The organism is Capillimicrobium parvum (assembly GCF_021172045.1).
GTDB classification, from domain to species: domain Bacteria; phylum Actinomycetota; class Thermoleophilia; order Solirubrobacterales; family Solirubrobacteraceae; genus Capillimicrobium; species Capillimicrobium parvum.
Genome location: NZ_CP087164.1, coordinates 4,051,936 through 4,070,295, shown reverse-complemented (window position 1 = coordinate 4,070,295; position 18,360 = coordinate 4,051,936). Strand labels below are relative to the sequence as shown.

Annotated in this window: 13 protein-coding genes; 10 read left to right on the top strand and 3 right to left on the bottom strand. The window is 73.2% G+C overall.

Annotated features, from left to right (window positions below):
* Nucleotides 1–6: 6 nt before the first annotated feature.
* Nucleotides 7–2,475: a leucine--tRNA ligase gene (gene leuS, locus DSM104329_RS19800; protein ID WP_259311575.1), complete on the top strand. Its 2,469-nt coding sequence runs from the start codon at nucleotides 7–9 to the stop codon at nucleotides 2,473–2,475.
* Here the strand turns inward: leuS and DSM104329_RS19795 are convergent.
* Nucleotides 2,472–3,434 carry a YihY/virulence factor BrkB family protein gene (locus DSM104329_RS19795; RefSeq protein ID WP_259311574.1) on the bottom strand — a complete coding sequence of 321 codons (963 nt, stop codon included), beginning with the start codon at nucleotides 3,432–3,434 and terminating at the stop codon, nucleotides 2,472–2,474. The two genes, leuS and DSM104329_RS19795, sit on opposite strands and share 4 nt — an antisense overlap.
* Nucleotides 3,435–3,499: 65 nt before the next feature.
* On the opposite strand from DSM104329_RS19795, the gene DSM104329_RS19790 reads away from it, so the two are divergent.
* Nucleotides 3,500–4,591: a YihY/virulence factor BrkB family protein gene (locus tag DSM104329_RS19790; protein ID WP_259311573.1), complete on the top strand. Its 1,092-nt coding sequence runs from the start codon at nucleotides 3,500–3,502 to the stop codon at nucleotides 4,589–4,591.
* Between the two features lie 119 nt (nucleotides 4,592–4,710).
* Here the strand turns inward: DSM104329_RS19790 and DSM104329_RS19785 are convergent, their stop codons facing one another.
* Nucleotides 4,711–5,172 (bottom strand): TIGR00725 family protein, encoded by a 462-nt coding sequence (locus tag DSM104329_RS19785; protein ID WP_259311572.1) that lies wholly within the window; start codon nucleotides 5,170–5,172, stop codon nucleotides 4,711–4,713.
* A 102-nt stretch (nucleotides 5,173–5,274) separates the two neighbouring features.
* On the opposite strand from DSM104329_RS19785, the gene DSM104329_RS19775 reads away from it, so the two are divergent.
* The 4 genes from DSM104329_RS19775 (at nucleotide 5,275) to holA (ending at nucleotide 10,692) form a co-directional block, all read left to right on the top strand.
* Nucleotides 5,275–5,904, top strand: a complete 630-nt coding sequence (locus DSM104329_RS19775; RefSeq protein WP_268738859.1) for a ComEA family DNA-binding protein — start codon at nucleotides 5,275–5,277, stop codon at nucleotides 5,902–5,904.
* 138 nt (nucleotides 5,905–6,042) lie between these two features.
* Nucleotides 6,043–7,098: an endonuclease/exonuclease/phosphatase family protein gene (locus DSM104329_RS19770; protein WP_259316237.1), complete on the top strand. Its 1,056-nt coding sequence runs from the start codon at nucleotides 6,043–6,045 to the stop codon at nucleotides 7,096–7,098.
* Between the two features lie 285 nt (nucleotides 7,099–7,383).
* Complete coding sequence (locus DSM104329_RS19765; RefSeq protein WP_259311571.1) at nucleotides 7,384–9,672, top strand: ComEC/Rec2 family competence protein; 2,289 nt, start codon at nucleotides 7,384–7,386, stop codon at nucleotides 9,670–9,672.
* 48 nt (nucleotides 9,673–9,720) lie between these two features.
* Nucleotides 9,721–10,692: a DNA polymerase III subunit delta gene (holA, locus tag DSM104329_RS19760; protein WP_259311570.1), complete on the top strand. Its 972-nt coding sequence runs from the start codon at nucleotides 9,721–9,723 to the stop codon at nucleotides 10,690–10,692.
* Between the two features lie 230 nt (nucleotides 10,693–10,922).
* Here holA and rpsT read toward each other — a convergent pair whose 3' ends face one another.
* Entirely contained in the window at nucleotides 10,923–11,189 is a 267-nt protein-coding gene (gene rpsT / locus DSM104329_RS19755) for a 30S ribosomal protein S20 (protein ID WP_259311569.1), read from the bottom strand.
* Between the two features lie 55 nt (nucleotides 11,190–11,244).
* Here rpsT and murJ point away from each other — a divergent pair, with 55 nt between their 5' ends.
* The 4 genes from murJ (at nucleotide 11,245) to DSM104329_RS19735 (ending at nucleotide 18,349) form a co-directional block, all read left to right on the top strand.
* Nucleotides 11,245–12,855: a murein biosynthesis integral membrane protein MurJ gene (gene murJ, locus DSM104329_RS19750; protein WP_259311568.1), complete on the top strand. Its 1,611-nt coding sequence runs from the start codon at nucleotides 11,245–11,247 to the stop codon at nucleotides 12,853–12,855.
* 95 nt (nucleotides 12,856–12,950) lie between these two features.
* Complete coding sequence (gene lepA / locus DSM104329_RS19745) at nucleotides 12,951–14,753, top strand: translation elongation factor 4 (RefSeq protein WP_259311567.1); 1,803 nt, start codon at nucleotides 12,951–12,953, stop codon at nucleotides 14,751–14,753.
* 32 nt (nucleotides 14,754–14,785) lie between these two features.
* A complete protein-coding gene (locus tag DSM104329_RS19740; RefSeq protein ID WP_259311566.1) occupies nucleotides 14,786–16,114 on the top strand; it encodes an HD-GYP domain-containing protein in 1,329 nt (442 codons plus the stop codon).
* A gap of 39 nt (nucleotides 16,115–16,153) precedes the next feature.
* Nucleotides 16,154–18,349 carry a sensor domain-containing protein gene (locus tag DSM104329_RS19735; protein ID WP_259311565.1) on the top strand — a complete coding sequence of 732 codons (2,196 nt, stop codon included), beginning with the start codon at nucleotides 16,154–16,156 and terminating at the stop codon, nucleotides 18,347–18,349.
* Nucleotides 18,350–18,360 lie beyond the last annotated feature (11 nt).

Genomic DNA, 18,360 nt, shown 5'->3' with positions numbered 1-18,360 from the left:
CGCACCATGGCCGAGCACCGTTACGACCCCAAGCTGATCGAGCCCCGCTGGCAGCAGGTGTGGGCCGACGAGCGCACCTGGGAGGTGTCCAACGACCCGGACATCCCCGGCGAGCGCTCGTACGTGCTGGTCATGCTGCCGTACCCGAGCGGCGAGCCGCACATCGGGCACCTGAAGGTCTACTCGGTCGGCGATGCGGTCGCGCACTTCCACCGCCGCACCGGCCGGCGGGTGCTCAACCCGATGGGCTACGACGCGTTCGGCCTGCCCGCCGAGAACCACGCGATCCAGACCGGCCAGCACCCGCGCGAGTCGACCGATCGCTCCATCGAGCAGTTCCAGCGCCAGTTCCGCGAGTGGGGCGTCTCCATCGACTGGTCGCGCGAGTTCGGCACGCACGAGCCGCGCTACTACCGCTGGACGCAGTGGATCTTCCTGCAGCTCTTCAACGCCGGCCTGGCCTACCGCAAGGAGGCGGCGGTCAAGTGGTGCCCCGTCGACCAGACGGTGCTCGCCAACGAGCAGGTCGTCGACGGCCGCTGCGAACGGTGCGGCGCCGAGGTCGTGGCCCGCCAGCTCGAGCAGTGGTTCTTCCGCATCACCGACTACGCCGACCGCCTGGTCGACGACCTCGACACCATCGAGTGGCCGGCGAACGTCAAGACGATGCAGCGCAACTGGATCGGGCGGTCGGAGGGCGCGGAGGTCGTCTTCCGCTGCGAGGACGTCGACCCCGACCACCCCATCGACTACCCGGTCTTCACGACCCGCCCGGACACGCTGTTCGGCGCGACGTTCTTCGTCATGGCGCCCGAGCACCCGGACGTCATGCCCCTCGTCGAGGGCACCGAGCACGAGGGCGCGGTGCGCGACTACATCAACCACGCGCTGACGGAGTCCAACGAGGAGCGCGCGGACACCGACAAGCCCAAGACCGGCGTGTTCCTCGGGCGCCATGTGATCAACCCGGTCAACGGCGAGGCGATCCCCATGCACGTCGCCGACTACGTGCTCATGGAGTACGGCACCGGCGCGATCATGGCGGTGCCGGGCCACGACGAGCGCGACCACGCGTTCGCGACCGCGTACAACCTGCCGATCAGGCGCGTCGTCGGCGGCCACCACGACGAGCTGCCGTACACGGGCGACGGGCCGATCGTGAACTCGCACGCCGAGTTCGACGGCCTGCACAACCGCGACGCGCTCATCAAGATCGTCGACTGGCTCGACCGCGAGGGCAAGGGCCACGCGTCGGTCAACTACCGCCTCCGCGACTGGCTGATCTCTCGCCAGCGCTACTGGGGCTGCCCGATCCCGATCGTCCGCTGCGACGCCTGCGGGCTCGTCCCGGTACCCGAGGAGGACTTGCCGGTCCGCCTGCCCGACATCTCCGACTACGCGCCGAGGGGCCGCTCGCCCCTCGCGGCGGCGGAGGACTGGGTCAACGTCGACTGCCCGTCGTGCGGCGGCCGCGCCCGGCGCGAGACCGACACGATGGACACGTTCGTCGACTCGTCCTGGTACTTCCTGCGCTACTGCGACGCGAGCAACGACGAGGCGGCGTGGGACCCCGCGATCCTCGCGGAGTGGATGCCGGTCGACCAGTACATCGGCGGCGTCGAGCACGCGATCCTGCATCTCCTGTACGCGCGCTTCTTCGTCAAGGCGCTCAAGGACCTCGGCCACCTCGGCGTGGACGAGCCGTTCGCCAAGCTCTTCACGCAGGGGATGATCACCAAGGACGGGGCGAAGATGTCCAAGTCCAAGGGCAACGTCGTCTCGCCGCAGCGGATCGTCGAGCGCTACGGCGCGGACACCGCGCGCGCGTACATCCTGTTCATCGGCCCTCCGGAGCACGACGCGGACTGGTCCGACGAGGGCGTGGAGGGCGTGCACCGCTTCCTGTCGCGCCTCTGGCGGCTGTGCGCCGAGGCGGCGGACACCGGACGCGTGGAGGGCGAGCCCCGTGCCCCGCTCGACGTGGAGGGCGCCGACCTGCAGCTCGCGCGCAAGGCGGCGTGGGCGGTGGACAAGGTCACCGGCGACCTGAGCGGGCGATTCGCGTTCAACACGGCCATCGCCGCGGTGATGGAGCTGACGAACGAGGCCTCGCGGCTGCGCGACGAGGCGGCGCCGGACGTCCGCCGCTTCGCGCTGGCGACCGCGGCGTCGCTGCTGTTCCCGTTCGCGCCGCACGTGGCGGCCGACGCCTACGAGCGGTTGACCGGCCGGCGCGTGTGGGAGGAGCCGTGGCCGGACGCGGACCCGGCGCTGCTGGAGCGCGACGTCGTCCAGATCGTCTGCCAGGTCAACGGCAAGGTCCGCGACCGCGTCGAGGCGGCGTCGGGGGCGAGTCGCGAGGAGCTGCTCGAGCTGTGCCGCGCGGCGCCCAACGTCCGGGTCCACCTCGACGGCAAGGAGGTCGTCAAGGAGGTCGTGGTGCCGGGCAAGCTCGTCAACGTGGTGGCCCGCTAGGAGCTCGGCTCCTCGGGGTCGCGGAAGGTGACCTCGATGTGCTGCTCGTCGCTGCGCTCCTCGGTGCGCGCGAGCGCCTCGAGGGCACGATGGTCGGCGTCGAGCACGGGCGGGGCGAGCAGGCTGCGCGGCCAGAGCCGCCGGGCGAGGACGGTGTTGAGCTCGGCCGACAGCACGACGAAGCGCGCGCCGAGGTACAGCCACGCGATCAGGCCGATGACGGTGGCGAAGGTGCCGTAGGTCTCGCTCGCGCCCTTCACGACATGGGCGACGTAGACGCCGCCGAGCGCCTGGAGCGCCGTCCACAGGATCGTCGCCGACACGATGCCCGGGACGATCTCGCGCCAGCCGACCGATGCGTTCGTCAGCAGCCGGAAGACGGTGAGGAACAGCAGGCCGTTGACCGCGAGCGACAGGACGAGGCCGCCGATGAGCGTCCAGTGCCCGCCGAGCCCGCCGCCGGCCAGACCGGACACCGCGGTCGACACGATCTGCAGCAGCCCGAGCGCGACGAGCACCCCGAGCCCGCGCACGCGCGTCATGAAGAAGTCCGGGCGGCGCTTGTGCGGGATCGCGTAGACGGTGTTGAACGCGTTCTGGGCGGTGACCGTCACGCCGAGCCCCGACAGCAGCGTGCCGACGATGCCGATGGCCAGCGCAAGGCCGCTGCCGCTCAGCGTCTGGGACTTGACCTGGTTGCCGATCACCGGCAGTTCGGAGACGGCCGAGTCGATGATCGCCTTCTGCGCGTCGGGGTTGCCCTGGAGGACGAAGCCGAGGATCGTCGTGAACAGCAGCAGCAGCGGGAAGATCGCGACGAACCCGTAGTAGGCGATGAGCGCGGAGTGGCTGCCGGCGCCGTCGTCGGCGAACTTGCGCACGACCGCGAGGGGGATGGCCAACGGCGGGTGGCGCTGCTGGAAGCGGTCGAACGCGCGCACGGGGGCCAGGAGGTCCATCGCAGACGGCGATGCTACGTGCCGTCACGGGTTAGCGATGGCGGCATGTTGGGGAACGGGAAGCCATGGAGCGAGCGCCAAGGCAGGACATCGGCCCGACCGACATCCCCGGCCCCGGCCGGATGGCCATCCTGAAGCGGACCGTCAAGGAGTTCCAGGAGGACAACATCACCGACTGGGCCGCGGCGCTGACGTACTACTCGGTGCTCGCCCTGTTCCCGGCGCTCCTCGCGCTGGTCGCCCTCGTGGGGCTCGTCGGCCAGTACCCGCAGACAACGAACTCGATCCTCGACATCCTGCGTTCGGCGGGCGCCGACCAGTCCACGGTCAACTCCTTCGGCAAGACGATCAACGGGATCGTCCAGAACAAGGGCGGGGCGGGGGCGCTGCTCGGAGTCGGCCTGCTCGCGGCGCTGTGGTCGGCGTCGGGCTACATCGGCGCGTTCATGCGCGCGTCGAATGCGATCTGGGAGATCCCGGAGGGCCGGCCGTTCTGGAAGCTGCGGCCGCTCCAGGTCGTCGTGACGCTGGTCATGGTCATGCTCCTGGCGTTCGTGCTGATCGCGCTGGTGGTCTCCGGGCCGCTGGCCCAGGCGATCGGCGACCAGGTCGGACTCGGCTCCGCGGCGGTCACCGTCTACTCGATCGCGAAGTGGCCGATCATGGCGGCAGTCGTCATCCTGATGCTCGCGGTCCTGTACTACATGGCGCCGAACGCCCGGCTTCCGAAGTTCCAGTGGATCTCTCCCGGCGCCGTCGTGGCGCTGGTCATCTGGATCGTCGCGACGGTCGCGTTCTTCTTCTACGTGCGCAACTTCGGCTCGTACAACAAGACGTACGGGACGCTGGGCGGAGCGATCTCGATGCTCGTGTGGCTCTGGATCAGCAACATCGCGATCCTGTTCGGCCAGCAGCTCAACAGCGAGATCGAGCGCGGGCGCGAGCTGTCGGCGGGCGTGCCGGCGGAGGAGGAGATCCAGCTGCCGCTGCGCGACACGCCGAAGAAGGACAAGGAGGCCGAGGCCGAGCAGATCTCGCGGGAGGCGCGGCTGGAGATGGCGCGGGAGCGGCAGGATGAGGGCGCCCCGCCGGAGCAGGAGCAGGAGCAGCCGTCGTCGGAGCGGTTCGAGCGGGAGGACCGCGAGGCGCGCAAGTAGGGCCGGCGCGGGGCGTCAGCGACGCCCGGCCAGCTCGAGGGCCCGCGCGGCGGCCCGCTCGCAGATGTCAGCCACGCCCGGCCGGCTCGAGGGCCCGCGCGGCGGCCCGCTCGCAGCTGTCAGCCACGCCCGGCCAGCTCGAGGGCCCGCGCGGCCGCCCGCTCGCCGTCGGGCGCGAGCTCGATGCCGTCGAGCTGCCAGGGGCCAATGCCGATCACCGGCCGGCCGAGCTTGGCGGCCAGGGCCACCTCCGAGAGCGTGCCCCAGCCGCCGAGGATCGCGATGACCGCGTCGGCGCTGCGCACGACCAGGCCGTTGCGCAGCTCGCCCATGCCGGTCGCGACGGCGACGGTCACCCACTCGTTCGCCGCCCGGCGGTCGCTGCCGGGGAGCAGGCCGAGCGTCGTCCCGCCTTCCTGCGCGGCGCCCCGGCAGGCCGCGGCCATCGCGCCGCCGAGGCCGCCGGTGACGACGATCGCCCCGGCTCGGGCGAGCGTGCGCCCGGCCGCGTGCGCCGCGGCGAGCAGCGCGGGACCGGCAGCGTCGTCTCCGGGGCCGCAGATCGCGATGTAGGGGGCCATCGGGCGAGTGTGGCGGATTGCCGCGATGTCGCCGTCCTGCCGTGACGCTTTCGTGACGACCTCGTGCTGCGCCGTGACCCGGGCGTCCGTACCGTCACGCGCGTGTCCGACCTTCCGCGCAGCCAGCTCATCGGGTACCTCGCGGTGGGGATCGTCGTCGTGGTGCTCGGGGCTCTGTGGGTGCGCGGCGCGGGCGGCCGCGGTTCGAGCGGCGGGGCGGCGCGGGCCGGGGGCGGCGGTGGGTCGTCGGTGAAGGTGGACGGCGGCGCCGGGGGCGGGGGCGGCCGGCTCGTGATCCACGTGGCCGGCTCGGTGCGGCGGCCGGGGGTGTACCGGCTGGCGCCCGGCTCGCGGGTGGCCGCGGCGGTGCGCCGGGCGGGCGGCGCCAGCCGCCGCGCGGATCTGGACTCGCTAAACCTCGCCGCGCGGCTCACCGACGGTCGCCAGGTGCTCGTCCCCGCGCGGGCGCCGGCCGGGACGGCGGCGGGTGGGGGCGACCCTGGCGCCGCCGGCCCACCGGGCGCCGCCGGCCCACCGGGCGCCCCCGTCAACCTCAACAGCGCCACGGCCGAGCAGCTCGACCAGCTCGAGGGCATCGGCCCGGGCACGGCGGCGAAGATCCTGCAGTACCGCCAGGAGCACGGCGGCTTCGGCTCGGTCGACGAGCTCGACGCCGTGCCGGGCATCGGGCCGGCGCGGCTGGCGGCGCTGCGCGACCAGGTGACCGGATGAGCGCCCGCCGCGCAGCGAGGATCGAGAGCGCCCACGATCCGCATACTCGGCGGCGTGTGCGCGCCCACGTCCCCGCGCCGTGCCGGTGCTGTTAGCGTGGCCCCCTCACCGGAGGAGGAGGAAGTCGTCGTGCAATGGATGTCTCGTCATCGCCGGGCGCTCGCCGTCGCCATCGCGGCGCTCGTCGCCCTGGCGTTCGCGCCGGCGGCGGTCGCCGCGAAGGGTGCCTCGAAGCGCAACCTGACGGTCATGTCGCGCAACCTGTACCTGGGCGCCGACATCATCAAGCTCGCGTCCGCGCCGGACCTGCCGACCGAGCAGGCGAACGCCAAGGCGCTGCACGACACGGTGCTCGCGACGAACTTCCCCGCGCGCGCCAAGGAGATCGCCGACGAGATCAAGCGCACGAAGCCGGACGTCATCGGCCTGCAGGAGGTCGCGCGGTACTTCCGCGGGGCCGACGGCGTCCATGACGGCGTCAACAACGCGACGACGCCGCTGTTCGACTGGCTGCAGATCCTGCAGGGCGAGCTGCGCGCTCGCGGCCTGAACTACCGCGTCGTCTCGCGCCAGGACGAGCTCGACGTCGAGGTCCCGTCCGACGACGGCTACGACATCCGGCTCGTCCTCGGCAACGCCGTGCTCGTCAAGGCCGGACGCAAGGCGCGCGTGAAGGTCATCAGCGATCGCAACGGCATCTTCACCAACCAGCTCACCGTCCCGCTGCCCGACCAGCAGGTCGTGCTCAAGCGCGGCTACGCCGGCTTCGTCGGGAGCGTCGGCGGCAGGCGCTTCCTGTTCCTGGACCCGCACGCGGAGGCCTACTCGGGCGACATCGCCGGCGCGCAGCTGCAGGAGATGCTCGACACGGTCGCCTCGAACCGCAAGCTCCCGACGATCCTCGCGGGCGACTTCAACTCCGACCCGGCGCAGGCCGGCGCGGACGCGAAGGCCTACAACGCTGCGATCGGCGCGGGCTTCGTGAACACCGGCAAGCGGGTGTCGACCTGCTGCCAGGACGAGCGGCTCGACAACGCGCAGTCCAAGCTCACCCAGTGGATCGACCACGTGCTCGTGCGGCCGAAGATGCGCGTGCTGCGCTGGCAGGTCATCGGCAACAAGGTGGGCGACAAGGTCGACGGCCTCTGGCCCTCCGATCACGCGGGGCTGGTCGTCAAGCTGCGCCTGCGCTGAGCGTCGCCGCCAACCGTCTCATCGGTCGCGCGTGCGCGCAGCCGCGCAGGCCGGCGGCGGTTGGCGAGTTGTTTCGCCCGAGGCGACGCTACTCGCCAACCGCGCTGCCGGGCACGCCGCCGGCGGCTGGGGAGTTGTTTCGCCCCAGGCGACGCTACTCGCCAACCGCGACGCTGCGACAGGGCGCGGCCCCGATGAGCCTCCGCGGTCCCGGCTGACCGCCTGCGCAGAATCGTCACGGACGCGTGCTGCGCTGCGACAGGGCCCGCGCATAGCGTCGCGGCGGTGCGAGGACGGACCGGCGTGGCGGAGGGACTGGCGGCCTGGGGCAGGGAGACGCAGCTGCTCGTGCTCGGGGCCCTGGTCGCGGGCATGCTCGTGGCCACCGGTCCGCCGGTCGTGGCGCTCGTTCTCGCCGGACTCGCGGCCGCCGCGGGCGGCCCGGCGCTGCGGCGCCCGCTGTTCGCCGGCGTGCTCGGCGCCGCCGTGCTCGCGGGCGCCCTCGCCGCGCACGGGCGCCTGGCCGCGCTCGACCGCACGGCGCTCACGCCCCTGCTCGACCGCTCGGTCTCGCTGCGCGCGACGCTGCTCGAAGCGCCCCGCGACCGCCGGTACGGGTCTTGGAGCGCCCCCGCACGCATCGTGGCCGGACCCGGCCGCGGTGAGCGGATCGTGCTGCGCGGGCGCGGCGGTCCGCGGGGCGCGATCGGCGCCGAGGTCCAGGCGCGCGGGCGGCTCGAGCGGCTGGCGCCCTGGGAGGCCTACGAGGCGCGCCGCGGGGCCCACGCGGCGCTCGCGACGGACGCCGTCCGGCTCACCGGGCGTCGCCGCGGCGGACTGGCCGGCGCCGTCGACACGATCCGGCGCACCGCCGAGCACGGCGTGTCCACGGGGCTCGCACCGCCGCAGGCCGCTCTCGCGCGGGGCATGGTCCTCGGCCAGGACGACGCGCTCGACGAGGACACCCGTGAGGCGTTCCGGGCGAGCGGGCTCAGCCACGTGCTCGCGGCCTCGGGTCAGAACGTCGCGCTGCTCGCGGTCCTCGCCGCCGCCGTGGTGATGGTGCTCGGCGGTGGGCTGCGCCTGCGGCTCGCCGCGGCGCTCGCGCTCGTCGCCCTGTACGTCCCGCTCGCCGGAGCCGGCCCGTCGATCCAGCGTGCCGGCGTCATGGGTGCCGCCGCGCTGGTCGCCGGGCTCGCGGGCCGCCCGGCGTCGCGGGCCTACGCGCTCGTGCTCGCGGCGGCGGTCACGCTCGCGCTGAACCCGCGCGCCGCCGGAGACCCGGGCTGGCAACTGTCGTTCGCCGCCGTGGTCGCGATCGCCGTGCTCGTCCCCCGCCTGCGCGGCGGCGCGATGCTGCGCCGCCTTCCCGCGCCCGTCGCCGACGGCGCCGCCATGACGCTCGCCGCCACGCTCGGGACGGCCCCGCTGCTCGCGCTGCATTTCGAGCGCCTGTCCCTCGCCTCGCTGCCGGCGAACCTCGTCGCGATGCCGGCCGTCGCGCCCGTCGTGTGGCTCGGGACGCTGGCCGGCGCGCTCGCGCAGCTCGGGGCGCCCGGGCTCGCCCTGGCCGGGGCGGTCAACGACGTGGCCGCCCTGCCGCTCGGCTTCGTCGACGCGGTGGCGACGACGGCGGACCGCCTCCCGCACGCCAGCGTCCCGCTGCGGCTCGGCGCGCCGGCCGCGATCGGCGCCTACCTGCTGATCGCGGCGGCGACGGCCTCGCGCCGGGTCCGGGTCGTCATCGTGGGGGCGGCCGTCCCGCTCGTCGTCGGGGCGGGCGCGCTCGTCGCGGCGGCAGGCCCGCCCGCGCCGCCGAACGAGCCGACCGTGTCGTTCCTCGACATCGGTCAGGGCGACGCGACCCTGCTGCAGGACGGCGATGCCGCGGTGCTCGTCGACACGGGGCCGCCCGACGGCCCGATCGTCGAACGCCTGCGCGCCGCCGGGGTGCGGCGTCTCGACCTGCTCGTCCTCACGCACGGCGAGGCCGACCATGCCGGCGCCGCGGGGCGGGTGCTGCGGGCCGTGCCGGTGGACGCGGTGCTCGACGGCTCGGCCACCGCCCCGGCCGGCGGGCAGGCCGAGATCGAGGGCGCGATCGATGGCAGCCGGGCGCAGCGGCTGCGGCCCGTCTCGGGGCAGCGGCTGCGGGTCGGAGCCCTGGAGCTGCGGGTGCTGTGGCCGCCGCCCGAGCCGCCGCCGCCCGGCGGGGCGCCCAACGACCGGGCGGTCGTCCTGCTCGTCCGGCGCGGCCCGGCGAGCCTGCTGCTCACCGCCGACGCCGAGTCGCCCGTCACCGCGCCGCTGGACCTGCCGCCCGTCGACGTGCTCAAGGTCGCCCATCACGGATCCGTCGATCCCGGCCTGCCCGCGCTGCTCGAGCGCGTGCGGCCGTCGATCGCGGCGATCGAGGTCGGCGCGGACAACTCCTACGGCCACCCGGCCGCCGAGACCCTCGCCGCCCTGCGCGCGGCGCGCGTCCCGCGCGTCCTGCGCACCGACCGCGACGGCACCGTCCGGCTCACGCTGACCGGCCGCGAGATCAGGGTCTCCACGCAGCGCGGATCGTGATGGTGCGCCTCGGTGCCGCCCGCGCGGCGGCATACCATCCCCACACCGGTGGCCGCGCTCAAGCCCGCATACCTCGTCCACGGCGACGACCACGCCCGCATCGGCGAGCGCCGCGCGAAGCTCCGCGCGCTCGCAGAGCGCGACGCGGGCGCGTCCGGCGCCGAGGTGCTCGAAGGCGATGCCGCGACGCCGGAGGCCGTCGCGTTCGCGCTGAGCGCCATGACGTTCGCGACGGGCCGGCGCGTCGTGATCGTCGACGGCGTCGAGCGCTGGAAGGACAAGGAGGTCGAGGCGCACCTCGGTGCGATCATGGCCGACCTCCCGCCCGAGACGACCGTCGCCTTCTTCGCCCGCGAGGAGGGCCGCGCGAAGGCCCCGGCCAAGCTCGCCGACGCGGTCAAGCGCGCCGGCGGCGACGTCGCGGCCGAGAGCGCGGTGAAGCCCTGGGAGCTGCCGAAGTGGGTCGCCGAGCAGGCCCGCAAGCTCGACCTCCGGCTCGACCAGGGCGCCGCCCGCGCGCTCGTCGCGCAGGTCGGCGAGCGCCAGGCGCGGCTCACGCGCGAGCTCGAGACGCTCGCGCTCGAGCTCGGCGAGGGCGCGCACGTCGACGCCGAGCTCATCGATGAGCGCTCCGCCGACTCCGCCGAGCGCAAGATCTGGTCGCTCGCGGACCGGCTCGTCGGGGGCGACGCCCCCGGCGCCACGCTCGCCTACCTCGAGCTGCGCGCCCAGGGCGAGCGGCTGCCGGGCCTGCTGTTCTGGATGACCGACCGCATGCGCAAGGCGCTCGACGTCACCTGCCGGCTCGAGGCGGGGGAGGCGCCGGCCGACATCAAGCGCACCCTGCGCATGCCGCCCAAGGCCGCCGACCAGTTCATCGCCGACGCTCGCCGCGCGGACGCCGCGAAGCTGCGCCGCGCGATGGCGCGGCTCGCCGACCTCGAGCTCGAGTCCCGTGGCGGCAGCGCCGCGGAGGAGGACACGAGCGCGATCCGCGCGATCCTCGCGATCGCCTCCTGACGTCCGCCCACACATCGAGCGTCGACTTTCTCAGCCCACGGCGCAGAAATTCAACGCTCGGCGCGGCGGGGTGCGGTGGCGCCGGCGGGGAGTGGCGCGCGCCCGGGGAGTGGCGCGCGGCGGGGTGGGTGGGGTGGCGCGCGCCACGGGAGGGCGCGCACCAGGGGAGGGCGCGGGTACGCGAAAGCCGCCGCCCGAAAGGCGGCGGGTTCGAGATGGGACCGGCCGCGCTAGGCGGAGGCGGACTTGCGGATGCGCGCGGCGCGGGACTTCTTGCGTGCGCCGTTGTTGCGATGCAGCGCCCCGACCTTGACGGCCTTGTCGACCGTGCGCACGAGCAGCTTGTGCTCGGCGTCGGCCGCGTCCGCGTCCTTGCCGGCCACGGCGGCCTCGAGGCGACGGAAGTACGTCTTGATCGCCGAGGTATAGCGGCGGTTCTCGAGCCGCTCGCGCTCGGAGCGCAGGATCCGCTTCTTCTGTGAGTGAATGTTGGCCATGACGTGCGAGTGCCGCGACCGGTAGAGCCGCGGCGGTCCGTACGATAGCGCACCCGTGGCTGCCGATTCCTCCGCGTCGCGGCCTGCCGTGGCCGGGCCGGCCACCAGGCGCATCGCCCGCAACACCGCGATCTTCTCGATCGCGACCGGACTGTCGCGCATCGCGGGGCTGGTCCGCGAGGTCGTGGCGTCGAGCTTCTTCGCCACGAGCGGCGCGTTCTCGGCGTTCACCATCGCCTTCCAGGTCCCCAACCTGATCCGCAGCCTGTTCGCCGACGCGGCCCTGAGCGCGGCGTTCGTCCCCGTCTTCACCGAGCTGCTCGAGCAGAACCGCAAGCGCGACGCCTTCAAGCTCGCCAGCACGCTCTTCTGGCTCATCCTCATCGTGCTCGGCGCGATCGTGGCGATCGCGATCGTCACCGCCGGCACGATCATGCCGCTGTTCACCGGCGACAAGTTCAGCGCCGAGCTCGACCACCTCACCGCCGGGCTCGCGCAGGTGCTGTTCCCGATCGTGCTGATCCTCGGCCTCAACGGGCTCGTGGTCGGGATCCTCAACGCCTACGACCACTTCACGATCCCCGCGATCGCGCCGCTGGTCTGGAACGTCGTGATCATCGTCCTGCTGGTCATCCTCCGGCCGGCGTTCAGCGGCGACGACCAGCTCTACGCCTACGCGATCGGCGTGCTCATCGCGACGATCGTCCAGTTCGCCATGTGCGTCCCCGTGCTGCGGCGCTTCGGCTTCCACCTCGACTTCCGACCGAACTTCCGCGACGAGCGCGTCCGGCGCGTCCTGATCCTCATGCTGCCCGTGACGATCGGCCTCGGCGTCATCAACTTCGACCTGTTCATCAACTCGAGCCTCGGGTCGCTCGTCTCCGATCAGGCGCCGCGCGCGATCGATGCCGCGTTTCGCATCTACATGCTGCCCCAGGGCGTCTTCTCGGTCGCGGTCTCGACCGTGCTGTTCCCGACCCTCAGCCGCTTCGCCGCCCGCGCCGACATCGACGGCCTCAGGGAGACGATGGGCACCGGCATCCGCCAGATCGCGCTCCTGCTCGTCCCGTCGGCCGCGTTCACCCTCGTCCTCTCGGTCCCGATCACGCGCCTCATCTACCAGCACGGCGCGTTCGGCGAGGGCTCCACCGAGCTCGTCTCGGGCGCGCTGTTCTGGTTCTCGTTCAGCCTGCCGTTCGCGGGCATGAACCTGCTGCTGACCCGCACCTTCTTCGCGCTGCAGCGCCCGTGGCTGCCGACCCTCATCGCGGTGGCGAGCCTCGTCGTCAACCTGGCCGTCAGCCTCGCGCTCTACCGGCCCTACGGCATCGCCGGCCTCGTCATCGGCACCGCCGTCTCGAGCCTGGCCAGCACGCTCGCCCAGGCCTATTACCTGCGGCCGCTGCTCGGCGGCACCATCGAGGGCCGCCGCACGCTCGCGCAGTTCGCCGCGGTCTGCGTCGCGTCGGCGCTGCTGGCCGTCGTCGCCTACGCGGTGTGGGCGGTCGTCGACGGCGTGCTGGGCCGGTCGCTCGTCGCCCAGATCCTGTCGGTCGGCCTGGCCGGCGCGGCGGGCGCGGCCGCCTACGGCTGGGCGGTGCTGTGGATGGAGATGCCGGAGGCCCGCCAGGTGCGCGACCTGCTCGCCCGCCGGCTCGGCCGCTGAGCCGCGTCGTCGAGCGCCCGGCCGGCCTGGTCGGCGCGCGCCGCGGGCCCGGCGGTCGCCGCCGCGCGCCACCCCTAGTCTGGATATCCGTCCCCATGGCCGACCAGCAGCACATCCGCAACTTCTCGATCATCGCCCACATCGACCACGGCAAGTCGACGCTGGCCGACCGCATCCTCGAGCTCACGCACACGGTCGAGGGACGGCAGATGCGCGAGCAGGTGCTCGACTCCATGGAGCTCGAGCGCGAGCGCGGGATCACGATCAAGGCGCAGGCGGTCCGCGTGCCCTACACGGCCCGTAACGGCGAGACCTATCAGCTGCACCTCATCGACACGCCCGGCCACGTCGACTTCACCTACGAGGTCTCGCGGTCGCTCGCCGCCTGCGAGGGTGCGGTGCTCGTCGTCGATGCGTCGCAGGGCGTCGAGGCGCAGACCGTCGCGAACACGTATCTCGCCGTCGACGCCGGACTCGAGCTGATCCCGTGCCTGAACAAGATCGACCTGCCCGGGGCCGAGCCCGAGCGGGTGGCGGCGGAGGTCTCGGAGCTCCTCGGCGAGCCGGGCGACGAGATCATCCGCATCTCCGGCAAGACGGGCGAGGGCGTGCTCGACGTCCTCGAGGCGATCGTCGAGCACGTGCCGCCGCCGGCCGGCGATCCGGGCGCGGCGCCGCGCGCGGCGATCTTCGACTCCGAGTTCGACCAGTACCGCGGCGTGATCGCCTACATCCGCGTGGTCGACGGGACGTTCACGAAGGGCGCGGCGATCCGCGCGATGGCCGCCGGCACCGAGGCCGACATCGACGAGATCGGCTTCTTCACCCCCGCGATGACGCCCGTCGACCAGCTCACGGTCGGCGAGGTCGGCTACCTGATCACGGGCATCAAGGACGTCACCCGCCTGCGCGTCGGCGACACGCTGACCACGAAGGCCCATCCGGCCACCGAGCCGCTGCCCGGCTACCGAGAGGTCAAGCCGATGGTCTTCTGCGGCCTGTTTCCGATCAACTCCGACGAGTACCCGGATCTGCGCGACGCGCTCGAGAAGCTCACGCTCAACGACGCGGCCCTCACCTGGGAGCCCGAGACCTCCGATGCGCTCGGCTTCGGCTTCCGCTGCGGGTTCCTCGGCCTGCTGCACATGGACATCGTGCGCGAGCGCCTCGAGCGCGAGTACGACCTCGAGCTCATGGCCACGATGCCGTCGGTCGGCTTCGAGGTGACGCTGACCAACGGCGACGAGGTCGAGGTCCACGCGCCGTCGGACATGCCCGACCCGGCCCGCATCGCCGAGATCCGCGAGCCGTACATCCGCGCCTCGATCCTCACGCCGAAGGAGTACGTCGGCCAGGTGATGGAGCTCTGCCAGGACCGCCGCGGCGAGCACTCCGGCATGCACTACCTGAGCGCCGACCGCGTCCAGATCTCCTACGACCTCCCGCTCGCCGAGATCGTCCTCGACTTCTTCGACCAGCTGAAGTCGCGCACCCGCGGCTACGCGTCCCTGGACTACGAGCTCGTCGGGATGCGCCCGTCGAACCTCGTCAAGCTCGACGTCCTGCTCGCCGGCGACCCGGTCGACGCGCTGTCGATGGTCGTGCACCGCGACAAGGCCTACGACTTCGGCCGCACCCTGACCGAGAAGCTGCGCAAGCTCATCCCGCGCCAGCAGTACGACGTGCCGATCCAGGCCGCGATCGGCTCCCACGTGGTCGCCCGCGAGACGGTCAAGGCGTACCGCAAGGACGTGACCTCCAAGTGCTACGGTGGCGACATCAGCCGCAAGCGCAAGCTGCTGGAGCGGCAGAAGGAGGGGAAGAAGCGCATGAAGCAGGTGGGTCGCGTGGAGGTCCCACAGGAGGCCTTCCTGGCCGTGCTCGAAGTCGCGGAGTAGCGAACCGCGGCGCGCGGCCGAGCATCACGGACATGGAGATCCGGCTCTCCCAGGTCGTCTCGGCCCTGTCGCACTCGCTGGACATCACCGAGGGCCAGCCGCCCGGCCACGCCACGCGCTGCTGCCTGATCGGCATGCGGCTCGGCGAGGCGGTCGGCCTCCCCGACGCCGACCGCTCCGCGCTCTTCTACGCCCTCCTGCTCAAGGATGCCGGCTGCTCGACGACCGCCTCCCGGGTCGCCGCGCTGTTCGACCACGACGACCAGGCCGTCAAGGTCGACCTCAAGGCGACCGACCTGCGCCGCCCCACCGAGGCGGTCCGCTACGCGCTGCGCAACTCGGCGCCGTCGCGCGGGCCGCTCGCCCGCGCGAGGACGTTCCTGCACGTCGCGCTACGCGGTTCGCGGCGCGAGATGACCGCCGCCCGGTGCGAGCGGGGTGCCGAGATCGCCCGCATGATCGGCCTCGGCGAGGACACCGCGCAGGCCATCCTGCATCTCGACGAGCACTGGGACGGCAGCGGCGAACCCATGGGCGTCGCGGGCGACCGCATCCCCATGCTCGGCCGCATCCTGTGCCTCGCCCAGAGCGCGGAGATCGCCGCACAGGGTGGGGGCGCCGCCGCGGCCTGCGCGTTCGCCCGCCGCCGCAGCGCCACCTGGTTCGACCCGCAGCTGGTCGACGTGCTCTGCCGCCTCGAGCACGACGAGCCGTTCTGGCGCCACGTGGCGAGCGGCGACGTCGGCGGGCTCGAGCCCGTGGACCGCGCCGAGGTCGCCGACGACCGGCGGCTGGACCGCGTCAGCGAGGCGTTCGCCCAGGTCATCGACGCGAAGTCGCCGTACACGCTGCGCCATTCGCAGGGGGTGGCGGAGATCGCCGTCGGCATCGGCAAGGTCCTCGAGCTGGGAGAGGCCGACCGGCGCGACCTGCGCCGGGCCGGGCTCCTGCACGACCTCGGCAAACTCGGCATCTCCAGCCGTGTCCTCGACAAGCCGGGGCCGCTCACGCCCACCGAGTGGGCGGCGGTCCGCCGGCACCCGGAGACGACGCTGAACATCCTGCGCCGCATCCCCGCGTTGCACCACGTCGCCGAGGTGGCGGCCGCGCACCACGAGCGCATCGACGGGCGCGGCTACCACCGCGGGCTCCCCGGCGAGCGGCTGGGCGTGCAGGCGCGCATCCTCGCGGTCGCCGACGTCGCCGAGGCACTCTCGTCGGACCGCCCGTACCGGTCGCGGCTGGGCCCGCATGAGGTGCTGACGATCATGCGCGTCGAGGCCGGCACGCACTTCTGCCCGGCCACCTTCGCCGCGCTCGAGGCGCACGTCGGGCGGGGCATGGTCCTGCGGGCGGCCTGAGGGCTCAAGGTCCGGAGCCCGAGCGTCGATCTTCTCTGGATGGGGAGGCCGACTCTCGACACGCTGGGTCGCGCCTTCACGGGCAGCCTGATCGGCATGGCGCTCGTCGATCTCGACGGCAATTGGCTGGAGGTCAACGCGGCGCTCTGCCGGATGGTGGGCCGCCCGGCCGACGAGCTCCTGGGCCGTCCGGTCCACGAGGTCACCCACCCCGACGACGTGCGTGAGAGCCACCGCACCGCGGAGCTCGTGGCCGCGGGCGGGTCGAGGACCTTCGAGATGCGCTACCTGTACGCCGACGGCTCGACCGTCTGGGTGCGCGTGACGTCGTCGATCGTCTGCAGCGACGACGGGAACCCGCAGGCGGTGTTCAACCAGGTCGAGGACGTCACCGCCGCCCGTGACGCCGAGGAGGTCGCGCGGCTGCGGCTGGCCCAGCAGACCGCGGTGGCCTGGCTCGGCCAGCGCGCCCTCGCCGAGCCCGACCTCGACGCCCTGCTCGAAGCCGCCACCGCCGTCGCCGCCGCGACGCTCGGCGTGCCGTTCGGCTCGTTCATGCGCCTGCTGCCCGACGGTGACACGGTCGAGCCGGTCACGATGACCGGCTGGGACGTGGCGCGCCGGCCGTTCTCCCTGCGCGAGACGGGTGGCGTGGCCGCTGCGGTGTTCGCCGGCTCGGGTCCGCTGGTCGTCGAGGACGCGGAGACCGAGACGCGCTTCTCGCCCGAGGACCTGCAGGCCGACGGCGTCGCGAGCTGCCTGTGCACGCCGGTCGCGGGGGAGGGCGACGAGGTCTACGGGGCGCTCGGCGTCTTCTCGGCCGAGCGCCGCGCGTTCACGAACGACGACACGGCGTTCGTCACCTCGGTCGCCAACGTGATCACCGGCGCGATGCGCCGCGACGTCGCCGCCCGCCGCCTGCGCCACCAGTCGTTGCACGACCCGCTCACGCAGCTGCCCAACCGCTCGCTGCTCCTCGACCGGCTCCGCCACGGCATGGCGCGCGCTCAGCGCGACGGCTCGACGCTCGCGCTCCTGTTCTGCGACGTCGACGACTTCAAGTACGTCAACGACAGCCTCGGTCACGACGCCGGCGACCGCCTGCTCGCCGCGCTCGCGGTACGGCTCCAGGACGCCCTGCGCACCGCCGACACGCTCGCGCGCTTCGGCGGCGACGAGTTCGTCGTCCTGTGCGAGGGCCTGCGCGATCCGGCGGAGGCGGTGCGCGTCGCCGGCCGCCTCATGGAGGTCTGCCGCGAGCCGATCGACCTCGGCGCCATCGAGCACGTCCCGACCACGAGCATCGGGATCGCGATCGCCCGTCCGGACGGCGAGGTCGATCCGGAGGGCCTGCTGCGCGACGCCGACGTCGCGATGTACGGCGCCAAGAGTCGCGGGAAGGGCCGCTACGAGGTCTTCGACAGCCGCATGCGCGCACGGACGATCGACCGCATCACGCTCACGGGCGACCTGCGCCGCGCGCTCGCCGGCGGCGAGCTCGAGCTGCACTACCAGCCGATCGTCTCGCTGCACCGGCGCGAGGTGTCCGCGCTCGAGGCGCTCGTGCGCTGGCGCCACCCTGCGCGCGGCCTGCTGATGCCCGCGACGTTCATCGGCCTGGCCGAGGACAACGGGCTCATCCACGAGCTCGGCCGGTGGATCGTCGAGGAGGCGATCAGCAGCGCCGCGGCGTGGCGGCGGGCGGGCACCCCGGTCCTCGACCGGCTCATGGTCGGCGTGAACGTCTCGTGGCGCCAGCTCGCCCAGGGCACGCTCATCGAGGACGTGGGCGGCGCGCTCGCCGACCACGCGCTCGATCCCGGCGCGTTCTGCGTCGAAGTGACGGAGACCGCCCTGATGGAGGAGCCGGAACGGGCGCGCACAGCGCTGGCGCAGCTGCGCGCCATGGGGGTGCACCTGGGGCTCGACGACTTCGGCACGGGTCACTCGTCGCTGTCGGTGCTGCGCGACTTCGACCTCGACATGATCAAGCTGGATCGCTCGTTCGTCGCCGGCTCGGGCGGGTGGGCGATCATCCACGCGGTGCGCGAGATGGCGAGCAGCCTGAACCTGCTCGTCGTGGCCGAGGGCATCGAGGAGCCGGAGCAGGCGGAGCGCGTCGAGGCCATCGGCTGCGACTTCGGGCAGGGGTGGCTGTACTGCCGGCCGGCGGCCGCCGATGCGCTGGCGGCCGACGTCGTGCGCCTCGAGGGAGAGCTGCGGGCGCGCCGGTAGTCTGGCCGCCC